The following is an 18,613-nucleotide window of genomic DNA, read 5'->3' on the forward strand; positions in this document are numbered from 1 at the left end:
TTCACTTAAATTGACCGCAGGCGTGGGAAACGTCAATTAACTTGAGCTTAGTAGGCTCCGCAAGTCGACGTTGCTATGTCCGTTTTAGGGATATCCAGCAGCCTGCCATGCGCTTCAGGCTGTGATTCCTCGCCATCGTATCCGAGCTTTGCTAACAAGGCGCCAGCGGCGCAGCTCTTCCCCGCGACGCTAAGAACCGGGAGAAGCCTGAATGCCTCACCAATTCCTCGTCAATGGTCCCGAAGACGCCAAGGTCACTATCGTTCTCGCGCATGGGGCGGGTGGCGCAATGGACACGAAATGGATGGAAGCCATGTCCGCGGAGCTTGTCCACAAAGGCTTGCGAATTATCCGGTTTGAGTTTGATTACATGTCGGCACGACGCTCTTCGGGCAAGCGGTCCCCGCCGCCTCGAGCAGAACTCCTGAATGAGGAATTCAAAACCGTGATCGATGAGGTTGATTCAAGGGGCGCACTCGTAATCGCGGGAAAATCCATGGGCGGACGTGTGGCGAGTATGATCGCAGACGACCTTCTCAATGCCGGACGGATTTCCGGACTGCTTTGTCTTGGCTATCCTTTCCATCCGATAGGAAAGCCGGAGAGCCTGCGAACCGCCCATCTCGCAGGCCTGAAGACACCTGCTCTCATCTGTCAGGGAACTCGCGACCTATTCGGATCGCGGGAAGAAGTCTCCACTTACGAGCTCTCCAAAATGATCGAACTTCTCTGGTTGGAGGATGGAGACCATGATTTCACACCACGAAAGACCGTATCCGGTCTCACATCCGCAGAGCATATCGCAACCGTTGCCGATCGCGTGGCGCGATGGGCCGCCACGCTGCGTTGATCGGTAGAAGGATCAGGCGGCCCCAAGCTAAGATTTGCAAGCATTTCGCAGGCGAGATCACACGCATAATGCAGGGCATCTCCTTCAATCTCCGCCTGATCTGTCGCAGATGCCGGCTCCAGCACGGCTCTTCGCTTTTTCCTCGGCAGAAATATGCCGTCGCTGCGGGCGTGATCAATTCAGATAAACAATTCCCCTTATAGTCTATAAAAATAGTTTGTTATTTCTGTCGATCCTCTCCCCTTCTTCGCTAGGCTTTGCGCATTGCACTCAGGGAACCGCTGGAAACCGTGATCCGGCCAAGGGGACAAACATGAAGTTCAAGACACTGCTCGCTGCCGCCGCCATCGGTCTTGCCGGCATTTCGTCGGCAACCATTGCTGCTGCGGCCGACAAAAAGGTCGTCGTTGCCTATCAGACGGACGCCTTGCCTTCGTCTGTCGCGATCGCCAACGGCGAGTTCGCCAAGGAGACGGGCTACGAGATCGACTTCCGCAAATTCAATTCCGGAGCCGAGATCTTTGCCGCCATCGCATCCGGCGATGTCCAGATCGGCTATGTCGGCTCAAGCCCGTTTGCGGCAGCCGCATCGCGCGGCCTTGAAGTGAAGGCTTTCTACCTCTCCTCCATCTCGGGCGTCGACGAAGCTCTTGTGGTGCGCAACGGTTCCGGCATCAACACGCTTGCCGATCTGAAGGGCAAGAAGCTTGCGGCGGCCCCTGTCTCCACCGACCACTATCAGCTGCTCGCCCTCATCAAGTCCCTCGGCCTCACCGAAAAGGACGTGCAGGTCTTTGCTATCCCGCAGCCGGAGATCGTCGCAAGCTATAATCGTGGCGATATCGACGGCGGCTTTGTCTGGGATCCGGCGCTGACAGAGCTGAAGAAGAGCGGCAAGGTGCTGGTGACATCCAAGGACGTCGCCGACAAGGGCGCTCCGACTTTCTCCGCCTGGGTTGCAACCTCGAAATTCGCGACCGACAACCCGCAGTTCCTGAAGGCCTACGCCTCGGTCATCAGCAAGTACTACGCCTCCTTCGCAGCCGATAAGGCCGCATGGGGACCGAACAGCGAGAACGCGAAGGCGCTCGCCAAGCTTCTCGGCGGCACGGCCGACCAGCAAGCCGCCGCTCTGAAGAACCTCACCCTCTTGACGCCCGACGTGCAGGCATCGGCTGACTGGCTCGGTGGCGGCGACAAGTCCGGGGCTGCCAAGATCCTCAAGGACACCGCGACATTCCTGAAGAGCCAGGGAAAAGTCTCCGAGGTCCTGCCGAACTACGGCGCATTCGTTACCGCTGACGCGCTCACCAGCGCGAGCAACTGATCCTCCCTGACACCGGCGCGCCTGTCACGTCGGTGTCGCATTTTTTGAGGGCCCCATGCTTCAAGTCGACCATGCCAGTGTTTTCTTTGCGGCGCGTGACGGCAGAACCGTTCACGCGCTCGACCGCGTTTCCTTCAACATTCCAGAGCGCGGTATCGTCGTGGCGCTTGGCGCATCCGGCTGCGGCAAGTCCACTCTGCTCAATGCGATCGCCGGTTTCCTGCCGCTTTCGGAGGGAAAGATCACCCTTGATGGCAGACCCGTCTCCGGTCCGGGCGCCGATCGTGGCGTCGTCTTCCAGAAGGACGCGTTGCTGCCATGGAAAACGGTGATCGATAACGTCGCCCTCGGCCTGCAATTTGCCGGACTGGGAAAACGGGAACGCCGGGATCGCGCAGCCGAGTTGCTGCGGCTCGTCGGCCTGACCGATTTTGCCAATGCCCTGCCCTATGAATTGTCGGGGGGCATGCGCCAGCGTGTCGGCATTGCCCGCGCACTCGCCACCGATCCGGACATCCTGTTGATGGACGAACCCTTCGGCGCGCTCGACAGCCTGACGCGCGAACAGATGCAGGAATTGCTGGTGTCGATCTGGGCGAGAACCGACAAGCGCATCTTCTTCATCACCCATTCGATCGAGGAAGCGCTGTTTCTCGGCACGGAGGTGCTGGTCATGTCTCCACGGCCAGGGCGGGTGGTTGCCCGCTTCGAACTTGATTTCGTGCATCGCTTTGCCGAGAGCGGCGACACGCGGGCGATCGTCACGTCGCCCGCGTTCGGCAATCTCCGCGAGGAAATTCGCGCCATTCTCCACGACGCCGACAATATCAGGAGCGCGGCATGAGCGATATTATCGAGACGCGCCCGATCGCAGCCTCCCGGAAAGAGGCGCAACCGAAGCTGGTTCGCATTCCCGGTTTCGGGGTCGGCGACAAGCCCACCATCGTCATCAGCATCGGCACGGCAATCGTCTGTCTTGCGCTGTGGTGGCTGGTCGCCAAGCTCGGCCTGGTATCGCACCTCTTCCTGCCTCGCCCGGACGAAGTTCTAACGCAGATCGGCGTCGTCTATCGCGACGGCTATGCCGGCGCTTCGCTTTTGGAGCACATACTCGCCAGCCTGTTCCGCATCGTCGTTGCGGCCGCCATCGCGATCATCGTCGGCATTCCCGTCGGCCTGCTGATGGGCTTCAACCGCTGGGCAAAGGGGATTCTCGATACGCCGATCGAATTCTACTGGCCCTTGCCTCCGCTTTCCTATCTGCCACTGATGATCATATGGCTCGGCATCGGCGAAACGTCGAAGATCACGCTCCTCGTGCTTGCGATGTTCGCGCCGATCTGCCTCTCCGCGCAGGCGGGCGTCCGTTCGCTGCCGCTCGAGCGCGTCAATGCCGCCCGTTCTCTGGGCGCGAGCCGGCTGCAGCTCTTCTTCGCCGTCGTGCTTCCATCGGCGCTGCCGGAAATTCTGACGGGCGTGCGGATCGCCTTCGGCATCGGCTGGGGAACGCTGGTGGCGGCCGAACTCATCGCCTCCACCCGCGGCATCGGCTTCATGATCATGTCGGCATCGCAGTTCCTTGCCACCGACGTCGTCTTCGTCGGCATCGGCATCATTGCGGCCTGCGCATTCGCCTTTTCCGCCGCCGTCCGCATCCTCGAGGCCGTTCTGGTTCCCTGGAAGGGCAAGCTTTAGCCGCGACGGGCCGTGAACCGATGTCGCTCGCGGCCCTCCTCACCACTCAATCACTCATTCGATTGAGACAGACCTACAGGCGCAGGCATGAGCAGCAATTGCGAATTTCTCTGGTACATCCCTAACGACGTTAACCCGGGCCATCGCGGCGACACCGCCGTCGAAAACCACAACAGCCTGGAGACGCTGACTAGCCACGCCAAGGCGCTGGAGGACCACGGCTGGAAGGGCGCGCTCATCGGCACCGGATGGGGCCGCCCCGACACATTCACCGTCGCGGCTGCCCTTGTCGTTCGCACCACCACGTTCGAGCCGCTGATCGCGATCCGCCCCGGCTATTGGCGACCGGCACATTTCGCCTCCGCCGCCGCGACGCTGGATCAACTCAGCGGCGGCCGCGTGCGCGTCAACATCGTATCAGGCAGGGATAATCTTGCCGCCTATGGCGATAGCGAGGGCGACCAGGCGCATCGCTATGGTCGCACCAAGGAGTTCATGCGGCTCACCCGCAAGCTCTGGACGGAGGAGAACGTCTCCTATGAGGGCGAGCATTTTCGCGTGAACGATTCCACGGCCGCCCCACGCATCCAGCCTCGTGGTGATCGCCTGCATCCCAAACTCTATTTCGGCGGCGCCTCGAATGCGGCGGAGCGCGTTTCCGCCACGGAGGCCGATGTCCAGCTCTTCTGGGGCGAGCCGCTCGCCGACATCGGCGAACGGATCAGCCGGCTCAAGGCAATGAGCAGAGAGCTCGATCGCGATCTTCCGCCTCTGGAGTTCGGGCTGCGCATCACGACTCTGGTTCGCGACACGACGGAGCAGGCCTGGGCCGATGCCGAGGCGAAGGTTGCGGAAATGGCCGGAGGCACCGGAGCTCGCTGGAGCGATCATCGGCAATCGGTCGCCGTCGGCCAGAAGCGGCTGTTCGATCTCGCCGCGCGCGGCGACGTGCTCGATGACAATCTCTATACCGCGCCGGGCAAATTCGGCGGCGGAGGGGCGGGCACCACCTGGTTGGTCGGCTCGGCCGAAGATGTCGCCCGTTCGCTGCGCAAATATCGCGATCTGGGCATCACGCATTTCGTCCTCTCGGACACGCCCTATCTCCCGGAAATCAAACGACAGGGCGAGCAATTATTGCCGCTCCTGCGCGAGCACGTTTCGGCATGATCGAGCGGCGCCATACGACTACCGGCGCCATCATCGGTGTCGGTGTCGCCCGTCGAGCCTCGACCGTGCATTGCGGTGTTGCCGGCAACATCTGATCGCCTGGGTCGTCACGCTACCGGCCGCGGCGGTGATTTAATCCCGCAGAACCGCAAACCAAACTCTGATCTCATTTGTCGGTGATTATACCGCCGTGAGGGTTTTATTGCGCTTGCGATTTATTTATAGGCAAGGCTAAATATCTTCACCACTTTCTTAGCCTTGCGAAGGTGAGCCATCTTGACGAAACCGCCTGCCACCCCGGAAAGCCGTCTTTCTTCAACCGAAGTGGAGACGCATGTCGAGGCCTTTCAAAAAAGCCGCGACGATCGACGTACGGAATTGATGGAAGACTACGTCGAGCTCATCGCCGACCTGATAGAGCATGCCGGAGAGGCACGCCAGACCGATATTGCGCAGAGACTGGGGGTAACGCAGCCGACGGTCGCAAAGATGCTTAAGCGTCTGGCCGAGGAAAACCTGATCACGCAGCGCCCCTATCGCGGCGTCTTCCTGACCGAGGAAGGTCAGCGCCTGGCGGTTGCGACCCGGCGACGGCACGTGGTTGTTGAAGCCGTCCTCTGCCGTCTCGGCGTCGATCCCGACACCGCACGAAATGATGCCGAGGGCATCGAACACCATGTCAGCGAAAAGACCCTCGAAGCGTTTGAACGCTTTTTGAAGACGTGATGGTTGCAAATATCGCGCAAATTCGGCTGTTCATTGAGCCGAAGAGCCTTTTTGGGCACAGTTTCAACAGGAATGAATTGAAAATAAGCCGCAATTGATCGCCCGGCTTGACCCAATATCCGATATCAACGCAAGCTTTACAAATGCTCGTTAAGCAGAACTTAGCGAACCGCCGGTCTTTCTATTTGACATACTTGTTTTATTGCCGGCGCAGGGAATCATGATGAACGCCCAGGATCTTAGCAGCACCGTTTTCGACCTCGCCCCCGTCGCCATGTGGCTGGAGGATTTCAGCGGCGTCAAGGAGCAATTCGAACTCTGGCGCGCGGAAAGCGTGACGGACCTGCGCTCATATTTGCTTGCCGACGTCCAGCGCGTCGCGGCCTGCTCGCAAAGGATCAGGCTCCTTGCCGTCAATGCCAAGACGCTGGAACTCTTCGAAGCGCCGTCCTTCGAGGTGCTGGCCGGCGGGGTTTCCAGGATATTCCGGGACGAGATGCTGCAAAGCCATGTGAACGAGCTGGTGGCTCTCTGGGAAGGCAGGACCGAGTTTTCCGGCACGACGGTCAATTATTCGCTTGGTGGCAGAAGGCTCGATATCCAGCTTCGCGGCGTCATTCTGCCGGGGCATGAGACATCCTGGAACAGGTTGCTGCTGACCACGGAGGATGTGACGGCACGCGAGGAAGCAAGGCGCCTGGAGGAACGGCAGCGCCGCTATGCGGAGGCTTTATTCGAGCATTCGCCGGTGTCCCTATGGGTCGAGGACTTCAGCCGTATCAAGATCTTGCTCGACGAAATCCGTGATCGCGGCATTGTCGACTTTCAGGTATTTCTCGACGTGCATCCGGAATTCGTACAGCAATGTATGAGCGAGATCAGCGTGCTCGATGTCAACCAGGCGACGCTCGACCTCTTCTGCGCCGCCGATCGCCAGACCCTGTACCACCGGATCGGCGACGTGTTCCGCGACGATATGGAAAAGCATTTTCGCGGCCAGTTGGTGGAATTGTGGAACGGACGGCTCTTTCATCAACGCGAAGTGCTGAACTATGCGCTCGACGGATCGGATCGCCACGTTCTCCTGCAGTTTTCCGTCTTTCCCGGTTATGAGGACGACTGGTCGCTGGTGCAAGTGGCACTCACCGACATTACCGCGCGCAAAAAGGCGGAAGCCTATCTCGAATATCTCGGTAAGCACGATGTACTGACCAGGCTTTTCAACCGCGCCTTCTATATGGACGAACTCAACAGGCTGGAGCGCAAATCGCTTCGACCGGTCTCGGCCATCATCCTCGATCTCAACGCCCTCAAGGAGGCTAACGACGAGAGCGGGCACGACGCCGGCGACGCATTGCTGCGCCGGATGGGCGAGGTGCTGAACAGCGTCGTATCCTTGCCGAACCACGCCGCCCGCATCGGCGGCGACGAGTTTGCCATTCTCATGCCCGGCGCGGACGACGTCACGGCTGCCGCGATGGTTGAGACGATCAACGAACTGCTGAAGATCAACAATCAGTTCTATTCCAGCGCGCCGCTCAGCGTCTCCATCGGCGTTGCGACGAGCCAGCCCGGCGAGACCATGGAATCCATGATCAAGCGCGCGGATCTCGGCATGTACGAGCAGAAGAAGGCCCATTACGCCGCGGCCGCCACCATGGGCGCACATCAGGCAAAGCACGGCGCTTGAATCATCGGGCCTAGAAGCTGATGCCGCAATCAGTTGAAATAGCTGATTTTCATGCGCCCGGCGATCGGGAACAAAAACCGCGACACCTCATTTGGCCTTCTGGAAAAGAGGGAGCTCTGAAATGGAAGATCAAACGACCAATGTCGTCGTCGCTACCCGGACGGCGCTCGACCAGGCCTCGGCACTTGCCGTCCACTATGGCTTCTCGCTTCTCGGCGCGATCATTCTCCTGATCGGCGGCTGGATTCTCGCCGGCATTATCAGCCGCTCCGCCTATCGCGTCATCTCGCGTATTCGCGGCATCGACGAAACCCTGGCGAGTTTCTTCCAGAACCTCCTGCACTACAGCCTGCTGATACTGGTCTTCATCACCGTTCTTGGACAATTCGGCGTTCAGACCGCCTCCATCATCGCCGCTCTCGGTGCTGCCGGCCTGGCGGTCGGCCTGGCGCTGCAAGGCACGCTGCAAAACATCGCGGCCGGCATCATGCTGTTGATCCTGCGGCCATTCCGGGTCGGCGAATATATCGAGACGGTCAACGTCAAAGGCTACATCAGGGATATCGGCCTCTTCGCAACGGAGATGAAAACGGCGGACGGCCTCTATCTCATGGCACCGAACTCCACGCTCTGGAATACCCCCATAATCAACTACAGCCGCGAACCGGATCGCCGTCAGGAATTGTCCGTTGCCTTGGGCGAAAATGCCGACATCGACCTTGCCCGAAAGACCATCCTCGACGTCTTGAAGGCGGATCAGCGCATCAGGAACGCTCCCGCGTCGAAGGTCTATCTCGACGATCTGGCCATCGACCAAACCGTCTTGAACATCGAATATTGGACAATCACCGCGTCATGGACAGATGTTCGGCACGATGTCGTGTCAAGACTGAAGGCCCGGCTTGTCGGGCCTGACATCACGGTCAAGTCACCCACCGAGCCTACGGGGCCGGCCGATTGACCCTCTTCGTGCTAGAGCAATTCCAGGAAAAGTGCATAGCGGTTTTCCGTCCGGAATTGCGTAGAAACAAAAGGCTAGAGCGTTTTCGCGATTCGAAGAAAAGCGGAAACGCTCTAAGCCTGCCGCCGGCAGGGAGCTGAACCAGCGGCAGGCTTCGCGAGGCCATAATACCTCGAGCAAGATCGGTCTCTTGCCTGCCTTAAACTTGCCTGAGTGGCATTTGTTCCGCGCGTGACCGGCAGAGGCTTTACCGGCTCACCCTACCATTTGACGCGGTAATCGAGGCGCAGATTGCCGGCTGGCGTCAAAGTCTCCAGATCGGCGAAGGATGCCGAGAAATTGAGATTCGGCGCCAATGGCTGCTGAAACGAGACCGTGCTGGAAAAGGTGCTGCCCACATCCTTCAAATTACCGATTGCGGAAAACGAGGTTCCCGTCCACGGAACAGCGACGGTGACGGCCTGCGTCGCGGTGATGGAGTTTGCCGCGTTTCGCGATCCTGCGTAATTCACGTTCAACGAGCGGGACGTGCTCATATCCAGGTTTTCGGATACCGTCCAGCTCCGCGAGCGTTCGAGGCAAAGGGCTCCCATGCTGTTCAGAGTATCGACCCTCAAGGCGACTTCACGACGCCATACGGTCGAAAAACGCCTGTGATCGTCGATCGCCGTGCCCCACAAGGTCGCCAAGCTGCTGCTGGGGAGGAGCGCGCCGCTGGCTGCGCCACCGAAGCCGAGATCCATGCCCGCGCTGACGTCCCACGCCATCGGCAACCGAAAACCAAGCGTCGTCTTGTATGTTCGCGGCGCGACCTTGACCGGCGACCAGATCATCAGATCGCTGGCTTTGGACACCTGCGGCAAGCTGACACTCGCGAAAAGACCAAGAACGCCACGCAGGACGCGTTTTGACTTGAAGCCCATGTTAAAAGCCCGCATTCTCTGTGCCCGGACGCGACGATGTCCAGGGCGCACTAAGACAACAGCCAGACACGGAACAACGCCGCATTCTGGCTTCGGATTGATTTTGTTCGCTTAAGCGCCGGCAGATCGCAGCGCATCGGAGCCACATGTTGACGACATCCGATTGAAGGAAATGACGCCGCTCCAAATCAGGCAGCCCCTTCGCGCAAAAGACTCCCATCCGGCGCCGCGCTTGTAAACCCCGCGCGCCGATGTTTTTTGCTGCGTTGCACACATGTCGCACTCGCGACACGGCCGCCTTGAAACCGTAACACCGCGAGTGGCCTGAAAAACTGGCCCTTCCCCATGTTCAATGACGGATGATCACATTCCCGCGATCAAGCGCCGGCGAGGCAACGAAGCGGCAGCCCCTCGCCTCACCACCGCGCTGACAATGTGATGGATATCGGATAGTTTTCCGGTCGAAAGGAAACATCGTTGCGCATTCCGCCCATCATCATCACCGCACGCGTTCACCCTGAAGACCTCGCTCCCTTCAATCGCCTTCGCCAGGAGAACTTCCCTCCCGAAGGGAACTTTCTTGAGGCGCATGTCACGATCTTCCACCATCTTCCGGGACAGCATCTCGTACGCGTACGGGAACTGGTCGCGAAGCTCATCGAGGATCGGGACGCACCAGCGGCGGTTGTAAGCGGTGTGCGCCATCTCGGGGCGGGTGTCGCATTTGCAATCGATAGCCCCGGCCTGCTCGATCTGCGCGCCGAAATGGTTGCGCTCTTCGGATCGTGGCCGGGACCTCAGGACCTGCGGAAGTGGCGACCGCACATCACCATCCAAAATAAAGCTCCGAGAGCGAAGGCGGATGCGCTCTTCTTCCAACTGCGAGAGGGGTTTGAACGGCGGCCGATCAGGATCACCGGAATTGATCTCTCCAGCTATCTCGGCGGCCCGTGGCAGCATGAGGCCACAGTGCCATTCAAACGCGATGAGGAACCCAAGTAGGCATACGCTTTTAGAATCTGCATCAAGCTTGTCTCTGAGGCGTGACCTCGCTCAACAGCCAATCCTGGAACAATGTCGCAGTCTCGTTCGTCTGCTTCTTTTCCGGCATGACAACATAATAGCTGTTCTCGGTCGGCATCGGCAGATCGAACAGCGGCAGGAGCGTGCCCGTCTTCAACTCCTCTTCGATCAGATAGGTAGGCAGAAGCGCGACACCGAGCCCGGAAATTGCCGCGGCGATGATCATGGAAAATTGGTCGAAGCGCGCGCCGGGATAGGCGTTTTCGGCCGGCAGTTTCTGCAGGTCGAACCATTGCGCCCAGAGCTTCGGGCGTGTGGTCAGATGCAGCAGCGGCGCATGCGATAGATCCTCCGGACCGCCGAGATCGAGCCGCCCGGCCAGTTGCCGGCCGGCGACGGGAAGGACGGTCTCGCTGCAAAGAAACGTCGCGACCGCTCCGGCCCAGGCCGGCAAGCCATAGTGAATGGCGAGATCGAAATTGTCCTCATCGAAACTGAAGGGTTTGGAGCGCGATTCCACGGTGACGGCGACATCACGGTGCTCCTCGAGAAATCGGCCGAGGCGGGGTACCAGCCAGCGCGTGCCGAAGGTTGGCAAGGTCGCGACCTTCAGCGACAATTTCATCTGGCCGGCGGCAACGGCGCCGATCATCAGCCGCTCCGAACGCAGGAGCAGGTCCTTGACCTCCGGCAGCAGCCGAAGCCCGGCCTCAGAGAGCACGACACGCTGGCGGACGCGTTCGAACAGCTTTAGACCCGTCTGCTGCTCCAGATCGCTGATCTGGCGGCTGACGGCGCTTTGGGTAAGATTGAGCTCTTCGGCGGCGCGCGAAAAATTCTGATGGCGCGCGGCGCATTCGAATGCCTGCAGATTGACGATGTCAGGGATGAGGCGTCGACGCATGATCATTCCATTTTCGCATCAAGTTAGAATTCTCTCTCACAAGACCGGCTGCCAAACAAGAGATATCCTGCCAATTAGGAATGACATAGCCTTTCAGGAAGAGATCGTACATGAAGCCTGATCACGTCTCGACCAGCTATATTCGCAGCGCTTTTTCCGCCGCCATGTCGGCGATGTATCGTGAAGAAGTGCCCGCCTACGGTACGCTCATGGAACTGGTCGCCCGCGTCAACGACGAAACGCTGGCCGCGAACCCAAAGCTCAGGGAACGCCTTGAGGCGACGGACTATCTCGATCGCATCTCCGAGGAACGCCACGGCGCCATCCGGCTCGGCACCGCAGCCGAACTTGCGATGATGGCGCGCGTCTTCGCCGTCATGGGCATGTATCCCGTCGGCTATTACGACCTTTCGACTGCCGGCGTGCCCGTGCATTCGACGGCATTCCGCCCGATCGGCGATACTGAACTGAAGCGCAACCCCTTTCGCGTCTTCACTTCGCTGCTGCGGCTCGACCTGATCGCAGACGAAAACCTGCGCGAGGCATCGGCCCAAATTCTCTCGAAGCGCCGGATTTTCACCGAAAGCGCCATTGCTCTCACCGAGAAGGCCGAACGCGACGGCGGCCTCTGCAAGGAGGATGCCGAGCGTTTCGTCAGCGAAGTGCTCGAGACTTTCCGCTGGCACGACGAGGCCAACGTCGATGCCGCCATGTACAAGCGCCTCCATGACGCACATCGCCTGATCGCCGATGTCGTTTCGTTCAAGGGTCCTCATATCAACCATCTGACGCCGCGCACGCTGGATATCGACCAGGTGCAGACGCTGATGCCCGATTATGACATTGCGCCGAAGGCCATCGTCGAAGGCCCGCCGACGCGTGCCTGTCCGATCCTGCTGCGTCAGACCTCCTTCAAGGCACTGGAAGAGCCGGTATCCTTCCGCAATACCGATGGCATCTGGGAAACCGGCTCGCACACCGCCCGCTTCGGCGAGATCGAGCAGCGCGGCATTGCGCTCACGCCCAAGGGCCGCGCCCTTTACGACCGTTTGCTCGACCAATCCCGGAAGATCGTGCGGCCCGCCGCAGACGGATCGAATGCGCGGGAGTATGAGGCCGCGCTCGCGCAGAGTTTCGCCGAATTCCCCGATGATTGGGCGGCAATCCGCGCTGAAGAACTCGGCTATTTCGCCTATTCGCTGACGACCAAGGGCAAGGCTGCAGGCGTTGCAGGCAATCTTTCCCTCGAAACGCTGATCGAAGAAGGTCTCATCCAGTTCGATCCGATCGTCTACGAAGACTTCCTGCCCGTCAGCGCCGCCGGCATCTTCCAATCCAACCTCGGCGATAGCGCCCAGCAGGAATTTGTCGCCAGCCCGAACCAGAAGCGGTTCGAAACCGACCTTGGAATGAAGGTCCTGAACGAATTCGACCATTATGCCGGTATCGAGCAGGCATCGATCGACGCCTGCCTGCGGGCACTATCCCAACAAGATGCGGCCGAGTGAGATCGCGCGACCATAGAGGTCGCGCCGCAGGCCCGGATCAAAGACAAGTGGAGTTATGAGATGAACATCGCAGCAAAGACCCCTTCCGTTGCAGCCGAAGCTGCCGCCATTCTCGAAAAGCTCGGCGTCGACAAGGCGCTGTATACTGAGGGCGACATGCCCTCCTACTCTCCGGTCACTGGCGAGAAGATCGGCAGCCTCAAGACCGTTTCGGCCGATGAAGCGGCGAAGAAAATCGAGAACGCCCACGCCGCATTCCGCGCCTGGCGCCTCGTGCCGGCGCCGAAGCGCGGCGAACTGGTGCGCCTGCTCGGCGAAGAGCTGCGTGCCGCCAAGGACGATCTCGGCCGCCTGGTTTCGATCGAAGCCGGCAAGATTCGCTCCGAAGGCCTCGGCGAAGTGCAGGAAATGATCGACATCTGCGACTTCGCCGTCGGTCTTTCCCGCCAGCTCTATGGTCTCACGATCGCCACCGAACGTCCGGGCCATCGCATGATGGAAACCTGGCATCCGCTCGGCGTCGTCGGCATCATCTCTGCTTTTAATTTCCCGGTCGCGGTCTGGTCGTGGAACGCAGCGCTGGCGCTGATCTGCGGCGACGCCGTCGTCTGGAAGCCGTCGGAAAAGACGCCGCTGACCGCACTTGCCTCGCAGGCAATCCTCGATCGCGCACTTGCCCGCTTCGGCGATGCGCCGGAGGGCTTGTCGCAGGTTCTGATCGGCGATCGGGCGATCGGCGAAATCCTCGTCGACCATCCGAAGGTGCCGCTCATTTCAGCAACCGGCTCGACGCGCATGGGCCGTGAGGTTGGACCCCGGCTTGCCAAGCGCTTTGCCCGCGCCATTCTTGAGCTTGGCGGCAACAATGCCGGCATCGTCTGCCCGTCGGCCGATCTCGACATGGCGCTGCGCGCCATCGCCTTCGGCGCCATGGGCACGGCCGGCCAGCGCTGCACGACGCTGCGTCGTCTCTTCGTCCACAGAAGTGTCTATGATCAGCTCGTACCGCGGCTGAAGAAGGCCTATCAGAGCGTCTCGGTCGGCGATCCCCTGCATTCCTCCGCTCTCGTCGGCCCACTGATCGACAAGGCGGCGTTCGATGGCATGCAGAAGGCGATCGCCGAAGCCAAGGCTCACGGCGGCTCTGTCACCGGCGGCGAGCGGATCGATGTCAGCCATGCCGACAGCTATTACGCAAAGCCGGCGCTGGTGGAAATGCCGAAGCAGGCAGGCCCGGTCTTCGAAGAGACCTTCGCGCCCATCCTCTACGTCATGCCCTATGACGATTTCGACGCGGTCATCGATAAGCACAACGCGGTTGCCGCCGGCCTGTCGTCCTCGATCTTCACCCGCGACATGCAGGAATCCGAACGCTTCCTCGCGGCTGACGGATCGGATTGCGGCATCGCCAACGTCAATATCGGCACCTCGGGTGCTGAAATCGGCGGCGCATTCGGCGGCGAAAAGGAAACCGGCGGCGGCCGCGAATCCGGCTCCGACGCCTGGAGGGCCTATATGCGCAGGGCAACCAATACCGTGAACTACTCCAAGGCCCTGCCGCTGGCGCAGGGTGTCTCCTTCGACATCGAGTAAGCTCCATGACGGTCGCCACGAAAATCGAAGAGGCCGGCTTTTAGCCCGCTTCGCGCATCGCCTCCATCGGCGTCTCCACCATTCTTCAGATCGGCGCGCGCGCCAATGCGATGAAGCGGGAAGGCCTGCCCGTCATCATTCTCGGCGCCGGCGAGCCGGATTTCGACACGCCCGACAATGTCAAGGAAGCTGCCAAGGCAGCGATTTATCGCGGCGAAACGAAATATACCGCGCTCGACGGTACGCCGGAGCTGAAGAAGGCGATCGCCGGAAAATTCCAGCGCGAGAACGGCATCGACTAAGCACTCGACGAAATCACCGTGGCGACGGGCGCAAAGCAGATCCTGTTCAACGCCTTCATGGCCTTGCTCAATCCGGGCGGTGGAAGCAGGGAGTGGCAAAGGTCCTTCAGATTCCAGCATACCACTCGTAACCGCGATCTTCCCAGAAGCCGCCATTGCCGCCCCAGAGGTCGTCGAACTTGTCGCGGATCTCGATCCGCATAAGGTATTTTGCATTTTTGTAACCGAGGTGACGCTCGACACGCAGGCGCAACGGCGCGCCATGCTCGACTTCCAGATCCTTGCCGTTCAGTGAGTAGGCCAGGATCGATTGCGGATGAAACGCATCGATCAGGTCGATGCTCTCATAATAGCGGCCACTGCCATCAAGCGTTTGCTCCAGTTCATCAGCGCAATAGAAGACCGCATAGCGAGCACCGGGCTTCAGGCCGGCAGTCTGCAGGATCAGACCCAACGGCACGCCCTGCCATTTGCCGATGGCGCTCCAACCCTCGACGCAGTCGTGACGGGTGATCTGGGTGCGCGAGGGCAGTTTCTTCAAGTCCGCCAGCGACAATTCCATTGGCCTGTTGACCATGCCGTCGATCTTTAGGCGCCAGTTAGCAAACTTTGTTTCGACCATTTCGACGTATGCCGGACTGCTGGGCGCTGTCGATCCGTTCGGGTGAAAGCTCGGCGAAATATCGGCCTCGGTATATTCGCGGGCAAGCGCCTGCGGCGAGACGATCAGCCGCTGCGTGCCCATGGTCAACCGTTCCGCCAGAGCCAGCACATGCTGGACGTGCTGGTTCTGGCTAACATCATCGCAACCCGTCAGGCCCAACGCGCCGAAGCCGGCGGCCGAGCCGATGAGAAAGCGGCGGCGGCTGAGGAAAGAGGTCATCGGTTGGTCTCCTCATTGGTGATGGCATAGCGGCCGGTCACCATCGAACGCATGTTGTTCCAAAGGCCGGAGAGGATCACCATCGCCACATGAACGATGACGAACAGCACCAGGCTCCAGGCGGTGATAAAATGGATGCCGCGCGCGGACTGACGGCCGCCGAAAATGTCGAGCAGGAATGGATAGCCGGCATCTATCGCGGGCGACATGGTCAATCCCGAGCCGATCATCAGGGGCAGCAGGATGAAAATCACGATGAGGTAGGTCAGCTTCTGCAGCGCATTGTAGCGGCGCGCATTGTCGCCCTTTGGAAAACGCAGCCGGGCATGGTCCTTGATTTCATGCCAGATGTTGCGAGGCGCGATATCCTGAGCGGTCGGGGCCAGGTCACGGCGGAAATGACCGCCGATCAGGCTATAAGCAAAATAGACGAACCCGTTGATGACGAACAGCCAAGCAAAAAAGAAATGCCATCGCCGGCCGGCCGCAAGATCCTGGAAACTGGGGATCGTGGCCCAGGCGGGGAACGCACGCGGCGTTATTTCGCCATCGACCATGGAAGCGCCAAGCAAACCGGTTGTCGTGATCGACAGGCGGCCGATCCGTACTGTCCCGATAACGTTGTCGCCGTCCTGACTGCTGGCGATTTCGAACCAGGATGGGTCTTCGACCGCACCGTAGTTCCCCCAATGCAGCTGAGGATCGGCATTGAAGATCTGCATGCCGCTCATCAGCAGCAACGTCAGGCAGAGGACGTTGATCCAGTGCGTGATCCGCGTGACAGCCGAATGCCGGCGAATGAAGATCTTGGTTGGAGGAGGTGGCGGCGCAGTGCCAATTTGCTCGATGCTTGCCATGGACGGTTCTCCTGGTGGTGCCACCGGATAGCGGTTAGCTGAAACTCTATGAGGGTGGTCGTCGCCACCCATTGAAATTGCCCGGATGCCATCGGCAGCCGGGCAATCCGCGATTTCGCCGCAGTCGTCTCACATCGGCGGAATAACGCCGTTGATGCCGACGAGCACACGGTCGGATTCAACCATGTTGTCTCCAGTCGTCGTGCCGTTGATAATAACACCGGCACCCGGTTTGATGTCGTCCTTCGTCGCGTTGCCAATAGTAACGACGGGTGTGCCCGGCGGGATCGAGATCTTCTTCTCGCCGCCCTTATAGGTGAGCGACAGCGTCGGGCCGTTGACCGAGGTCACCGCACTTGCAACCGTCGCATTGGTCATCGAGCTTTTCGGCTTCAGGTCCCAGCCGTAATCACCCTCGCCGGTGCCCTTCATGGCCGCCGGGAAGATCAGCACTTCCAGCGCGCCGTTGACGCCGCTATCGGTCGGTACTGACGCGATGCCGACGAAATCCCCCGGTTTGATGTCCGTCACGGCGGCATTGACGATGCCGTTGACAGCCCATCCGGACTTCAACATGATCCTGACGTCCTTGCCTTCACGGGATTTGACCATCAGCGTATCGCCGTTGAGGCTTTCCACAACGCCGCGAACGCGAGCCTTGTCGGCCGCATGTGCGGAGACTATGGTCAATGTGCCGAGGGCCAGTGCAGCACCCACGATTTTCAACTTTGATAGCGACATTCTGCTCTCCATATCTTTCATCTCCTGATACGTGATCCCCACACGGCCATCGGACACGGTGCGTAGGCGATCGTTTGGAAGATCGAATACCTTGCAATGGCACCTGAGCGGCAACAGCAATTGTTCCTCAATTCCGCCTTCTCATTCGGCGGGTTCGGGAATGCGTTACACAGATCACGGGGATGTGATCACGGCGCCGGGAATAAAAATTTGGCTGAACATGTAACAAGTCGCGGCCAAGAACGAATGACGGCCCATGGATGACTAAATCGGTATCGGAAGAGATTCTGAAGGGTTTGATGCTTCTATCGCTTGACGGCGATGAAGCGGCATACAGGCGCTTGCTCACAATCCTGCGTGATCTGCTTCTGACTTATTATCGGAAGCGTTTGGGATCGCGTGTTGAATGGGACGTCGAAGACCTTGTCCAGGAAGTGCTTCTGGCTTTGCACAACCGTCGGATAACCTACGATCGAGATCGACCGTTTACGGCGTGGTTTTTCCAGATCGCCAGATACAAGCTGGTCGACCACCTGCGTGTCGCCAAGCGCAAAAGCGAGAGTAACGTAGAACTGGACGATGAGTTGGCAGGCGATTTTCGAGAGGAAGCACTATTTGCGCATCTCGACGTCGATCGCCTGCTTGATCAGCTGCCTCTTAAACAGAGAGAGCTTCTCCGACAGGTCAAGTTATTCGGGAATACGACCGCTGAAGCGGCCGTCAATACGGGTCAGTCAGAAGTCATGGTTCGCGTGAGTATCCACCGAGGCATACGTGAGATCGGTCGCAGATTGGGCTTTGCCAATGACAAATAGTGATGAATTGATCGAGAAGCTGGTAACAGGCCTCGCTCCGGTACCTCCGCAGGCCCTGAAAAAGCGGCTGGCCCGCGTCGTGGGAATTGGAGTGCTGGGGGCAACAGTTGCGCTCTTGGCATCGTTCGCTATTCGCTCAAATAGCCATACCGTTTCCGTGGTCGCGTTTTTCGTAAAGTTTGCATATTCGGTTGGCCTGATGGCTATGCTGATCGTTGCGCTCGAGCAGATAGCCCGGCCGGGGGGGCGGATTGATGGTCCGTTACGCATCATCGGCGCGATATTCGCCATCATGGTGATATTGGCGATGACGCAGCTTGTCCTCTCTCCGTCGGCCTCCTATCGCGGTATCGTTCTTGGGTACTCCTCGCTGGTGTGCCCATTTCTGATCGCGGCGTTCGGTATTCCGGCGTTTGGCGCCAACATATGGTTTCTCCGCCAAGCGGCTCCGACGCAACCTAGACTCGCCGGATTCATTGCTGGTGCGTGTGCCGGCGCTACTGGTGCGTGGGTGTATTCCTGGGCCTGCATCGAGAACGGTATTCCGTTCATCACGATCTGGTACACGCTCGGGATCCTGTTGAGCGGGCTGTTAGGATGCCTCTTTGGTAGGATCCTTTTGCGTTGGTAGTTCCCATCGCAACG

Annotated in this window: 18 protein-coding genes and 2 pseudogenes; 15 read left to right on the forward strand and 5 right to left on the reverse strand. The window is 59.6% G+C overall.

Annotated features, from left to right (window positions below; all coding sequences use genetic code 11):
- Positions 1–211: 211 nt before the first annotated feature.
- The 9 genes and pseudogenes from CCGE531_RS23210 to CCGE531_RS23250 all read left to right on the forward strand — a co-directional run bounded on the left by CCGE531_RS23210 (position 212) and on the right by CCGE531_RS23250 (position 8,419).
- Entirely contained in the window at positions 212–850 is a 639-nt protein-coding gene (locus CCGE531_RS23210) for an alpha/beta family hydrolase (protein ID WP_120668171.1), read from the forward strand.
- Positions 851–1,163: 313 nt separating this feature from the next.
- Complete coding sequence (gene tauA, locus CCGE531_RS23215) at positions 1,164–2,177, forward strand: taurine ABC transporter substrate-binding protein (RefSeq protein WP_120668172.1); 1,014 nt, start codon at positions 1,164–1,166, stop codon at positions 2,175–2,177.
- A 55-nt stretch (positions 2,178–2,232) separates the two neighbouring features.
- Positions 2,233–3,021 (forward strand): ABC transporter ATP-binding protein, encoded by a 789-nt coding sequence (locus CCGE531_RS23220; RefSeq protein ID WP_120668174.1) that lies wholly within the window; start codon positions 2,233–2,235, stop codon positions 3,019–3,021.
- Positions 3,018–3,872, forward strand: a complete 855-nt coding sequence (locus CCGE531_RS23225; RefSeq protein ID WP_120668176.1) for an ABC transporter permease subunit — start codon at positions 3,018–3,020, stop codon at positions 3,870–3,872. The genes CCGE531_RS23220 and CCGE531_RS23225 overlap by 4 nt, the downstream gene beginning before the upstream one ends.
- An 87-nt stretch (positions 3,873–3,959) precedes the next feature.
- Positions 3,960–5,042: an LLM class flavin-dependent oxidoreductase gene (locus CCGE531_RS23230; protein ID WP_120668178.1), complete on the forward strand. Its 1,083-nt coding sequence runs from the start codon at positions 3,960–3,962 to the stop codon at positions 5,040–5,042.
- Positions 5,043–5,053: 11 nt separating this feature from the next.
- Positions 5,054–5,178: pseudogene (locus CCGE531_RS23235) on the forward strand (inorganic phosphate transporter); the annotation flags it as partial.
- A gap of 140 nt (positions 5,179–5,318) precedes the next feature.
- Entirely contained in the window at positions 5,319–5,768 is a 450-nt protein-coding gene (mntR, locus tag CCGE531_RS23240; protein ID WP_120668180.1) for a manganese-binding transcriptional regulator MntR, read from the forward strand.
- Positions 5,769–5,991: 223 nt separating this feature from the next.
- Positions 5,992–7,458, forward strand: a complete 1,467-nt coding sequence (locus CCGE531_RS23245; RefSeq protein WP_120669349.1) for a sensor domain-containing diguanylate cyclase — start codon at positions 5,992–5,994, stop codon at positions 7,456–7,458.
- A gap of 121 nt (positions 7,459–7,579) precedes the next feature.
- Entirely contained in the window at positions 7,580–8,419 is an 840-nt protein-coding gene (locus CCGE531_RS23250; RefSeq protein WP_120668182.1) for a mechanosensitive ion channel domain-containing protein, read from the forward strand.
- Between the two features lie 260 nt (positions 8,420–8,679).
- On the opposite strand, the gene CCGE531_RS23255 is transcribed toward CCGE531_RS23250, so the two are convergent.
- Positions 8,680–9,342 carry a hypothetical protein gene (locus tag CCGE531_RS23255; protein WP_120668184.1) on the reverse strand — a complete coding sequence of 221 codons (663 nt, stop codon included), beginning with the start codon at positions 9,340–9,342 and terminating at the stop codon, positions 8,680–8,682.
- Positions 9,343–9,819: 477 nt separating this feature from the next.
- On the opposite strand from CCGE531_RS23255, the gene CCGE531_RS23260 reads away from it, so the two are divergent.
- On the forward strand, positions 9,820–10,344 hold the full coding sequence (locus CCGE531_RS23260) for a 2'-5' RNA ligase family protein (protein WP_245459253.1): 525 nt from the start codon (positions 9,820–9,822) through the stop codon (positions 10,342–10,344).
- Positions 10,345–10,366: 22 nt separating this feature from the next.
- Here CCGE531_RS23260 and CCGE531_RS23265 read toward each other — a convergent pair whose 3' ends face one another.
- Complete coding sequence (locus tag CCGE531_RS23265) at positions 10,367–11,275, reverse strand: LysR family transcriptional regulator (RefSeq protein WP_120668186.1); 909 nt, start codon at positions 11,273–11,275, stop codon at positions 10,367–10,369.
- A 104-nt stretch (positions 11,276–11,379) separates the two neighbouring features.
- Here CCGE531_RS23265 and CCGE531_RS23270 point away from each other — a divergent pair, with 104 nt between their 5' ends.
- From CCGE531_RS23270 to CCGE531_RS23280, 3 genes and pseudogenes are all read left to right on the forward strand, one after another.
- On the forward strand, positions 11,380–12,777 hold the full coding sequence (locus CCGE531_RS23270; RefSeq protein ID WP_120668188.1) for a VOC family protein: 1,398 nt from the start codon (positions 11,380–11,382) through the stop codon (positions 12,775–12,777).
- Between the two features lie 60 nt (positions 12,778–12,837).
- Complete coding sequence (locus tag CCGE531_RS23275; RefSeq protein ID WP_120668190.1) at positions 12,838–14,370, forward strand: aldehyde dehydrogenase family protein; 1,533 nt, start codon at positions 12,838–12,840, stop codon at positions 14,368–14,370.
- 56 nt (positions 14,371–14,426) lie between these two features.
- A pseudogene (locus CCGE531_RS23280) lies at positions 14,427–14,750 on the forward strand (aminotransferase class I/II-fold pyridoxal phosphate-dependent enzyme); the annotation flags it as partial.
- A gap of 28 nt (positions 14,751–14,778) precedes the next feature.
- On the opposite strand, the gene CCGE531_RS23285 reads toward CCGE531_RS23280, so the two are convergent.
- The 3 genes from CCGE531_RS23285 to CCGE531_RS23295 form a co-directional block, all read right to left on the reverse strand.
- On the reverse strand, positions 14,779–15,555 hold the full coding sequence (locus CCGE531_RS23285; RefSeq protein WP_120668191.1) for a molybdopterin-dependent oxidoreductase: 777 nt from the start codon (positions 15,553–15,555) through the stop codon (positions 14,779–14,781).
- Complete coding sequence (locus CCGE531_RS23290; RefSeq protein ID WP_120668193.1) at positions 15,552–16,412, reverse strand: cytochrome b/b6 domain-containing protein; 861 nt, start codon at positions 16,410–16,412, stop codon at positions 15,552–15,554. The genes CCGE531_RS23285 and CCGE531_RS23290 overlap by 4 nt, the downstream gene beginning before the upstream one ends.
- 129 nt (positions 16,413–16,541) lie before the next feature.
- Positions 16,542–17,153, reverse strand: a complete 612-nt coding sequence (locus tag CCGE531_RS23295) for a hypothetical protein (RefSeq protein ID WP_120668195.1) — start codon at positions 17,151–17,153, stop codon at positions 16,542–16,544.
- A 260-nt stretch (positions 17,154–17,413) separates the two neighbouring features.
- Here CCGE531_RS23295 and CCGE531_RS23300 point away from each other — a divergent pair, with 260 nt between their 5' ends.
- Positions 17,414–17,968, forward strand: coding sequence for a sigma-70 family RNA polymerase sigma factor (locus tag CCGE531_RS23300; RefSeq protein WP_120668197.1), 555 nt, complete (start codon positions 17,414–17,416; stop codon positions 17,966–17,968).
- Positions 17,958–18,599: a DUF1109 domain-containing protein gene (locus CCGE531_RS23305; protein WP_120668199.1), complete on the forward strand. Its 642-nt coding sequence runs from the start codon at positions 17,958–17,960 to the stop codon at positions 18,597–18,599. The genes CCGE531_RS23300 and CCGE531_RS23305 overlap by 11 nt, the downstream gene beginning before the upstream one ends.
- Positions 18,600–18,613: the final 14 nt, after the last annotated feature.

This window comes from Rhizobium sp. CCGE531 (assembly GCF_003627795.1).
In the GTDB taxonomy this organism is placed as follows: domain Bacteria; phylum Pseudomonadota; class Alphaproteobacteria; order Rhizobiales; family Rhizobiaceae; genus Rhizobium.

Bases quoted from the DNA above. Each gene is read 5' to 3' on its own strand.
- CCGE531_RS23245 (WP_120669349.1), top strand. From the start codon at position 5,992: ATGAACGCCCAGGATCTTAGCAGCACCGTTTTCGACCTCGCCCCCGTC.
- CCGE531_RS23270 (WP_120668188.1), top strand. From the start codon at position 11,380: ATGAAGCCTGATCACGTCTCGACCAGCTATATTCGCAGCGCTTTTTCC.
- CCGE531_RS23225 (WP_120668176.1), top strand. From the start codon at position 3,018: ATGAGCGATATTATCGAGACGCGCCCGATCGCAGCCTCCCGGAAAGAG.
- CCGE531_RS23305 (WP_120668199.1), top strand. From the start codon at position 17,958: ATGACAAATAGTGATGAATTGATCGAGAAGCTGGTAACAGGCCTCGCT.
- CCGE531_RS23250 (WP_120668182.1), top strand. From the start codon at position 7,580: ATGGAAGATCAAACGACCAATGTCGTCGTCGCTACCCGGACGGCGCTC.
- CCGE531_RS23285 (WP_120668191.1), bottom strand. From the start codon at position 15,555: ATGACCTCTTTCCTCAGCCGCCGCCGCTTTCTCATCGGCTCGGCCGCC.
- CCGE531_RS23210 (WP_120668171.1), top strand. From the start codon at position 212: ATGCCTCACCAATTCCTCGTCAATGGTCCCGAAGACGCCAAGGTCACT.
- CCGE531_RS23220 (WP_120668174.1), top strand. From the start codon at position 2,233: ATGCTTCAAGTCGACCATGCCAGTGTTTTCTTTGCGGCGCGTGACGGC.
- CCGE531_RS23295 (WP_120668195.1), bottom strand. From the start codon at position 17,153: ATGTCGCTATCAAAGTTGAAAATCGTGGGTGCTGCACTGGCCCTCGGC.
- CCGE531_RS23290 (WP_120668193.1), bottom strand. From the start codon at position 16,412: ATGGCAAGCATCGAGCAAATTGGCACTGCGCCGCCACCTCCTCCAACC.
- CCGE531_RS23275 (WP_120668190.1), top strand. From the start codon at position 12,838: ATGAACATCGCAGCAAAGACCCCTTCCGTTGCAGCCGAAGCTGCCGCC.
- CCGE531_RS23265 (WP_120668186.1), bottom strand. From the start codon at position 11,275: ATGATCATGCGTCGACGCCTCATCCCTGACATCGTCAATCTGCAGGCA.
- CCGE531_RS23300 (WP_120668197.1), top strand. From the start codon at position 17,414: ATGACTAAATCGGTATCGGAAGAGATTCTGAAGGGTTTGATGCTTCTA.
- tauA (WP_120668172.1), top strand. From the start codon at position 1,164: ATGAAGTTCAAGACACTGCTCGCTGCCGCCGCCATCGGTCTTGCCGGC.
- CCGE531_RS23255 (WP_120668184.1), bottom strand. From the start codon at position 9,342: ATGGGCTTCAAGTCAAAACGCGTCCTGCGTGGCGTTCTTGGTCTTTTC.
- CCGE531_RS23230 (WP_120668178.1), top strand. From the start codon at position 3,960: ATGAGCAGCAATTGCGAATTTCTCTGGTACATCCCTAACGACGTTAAC.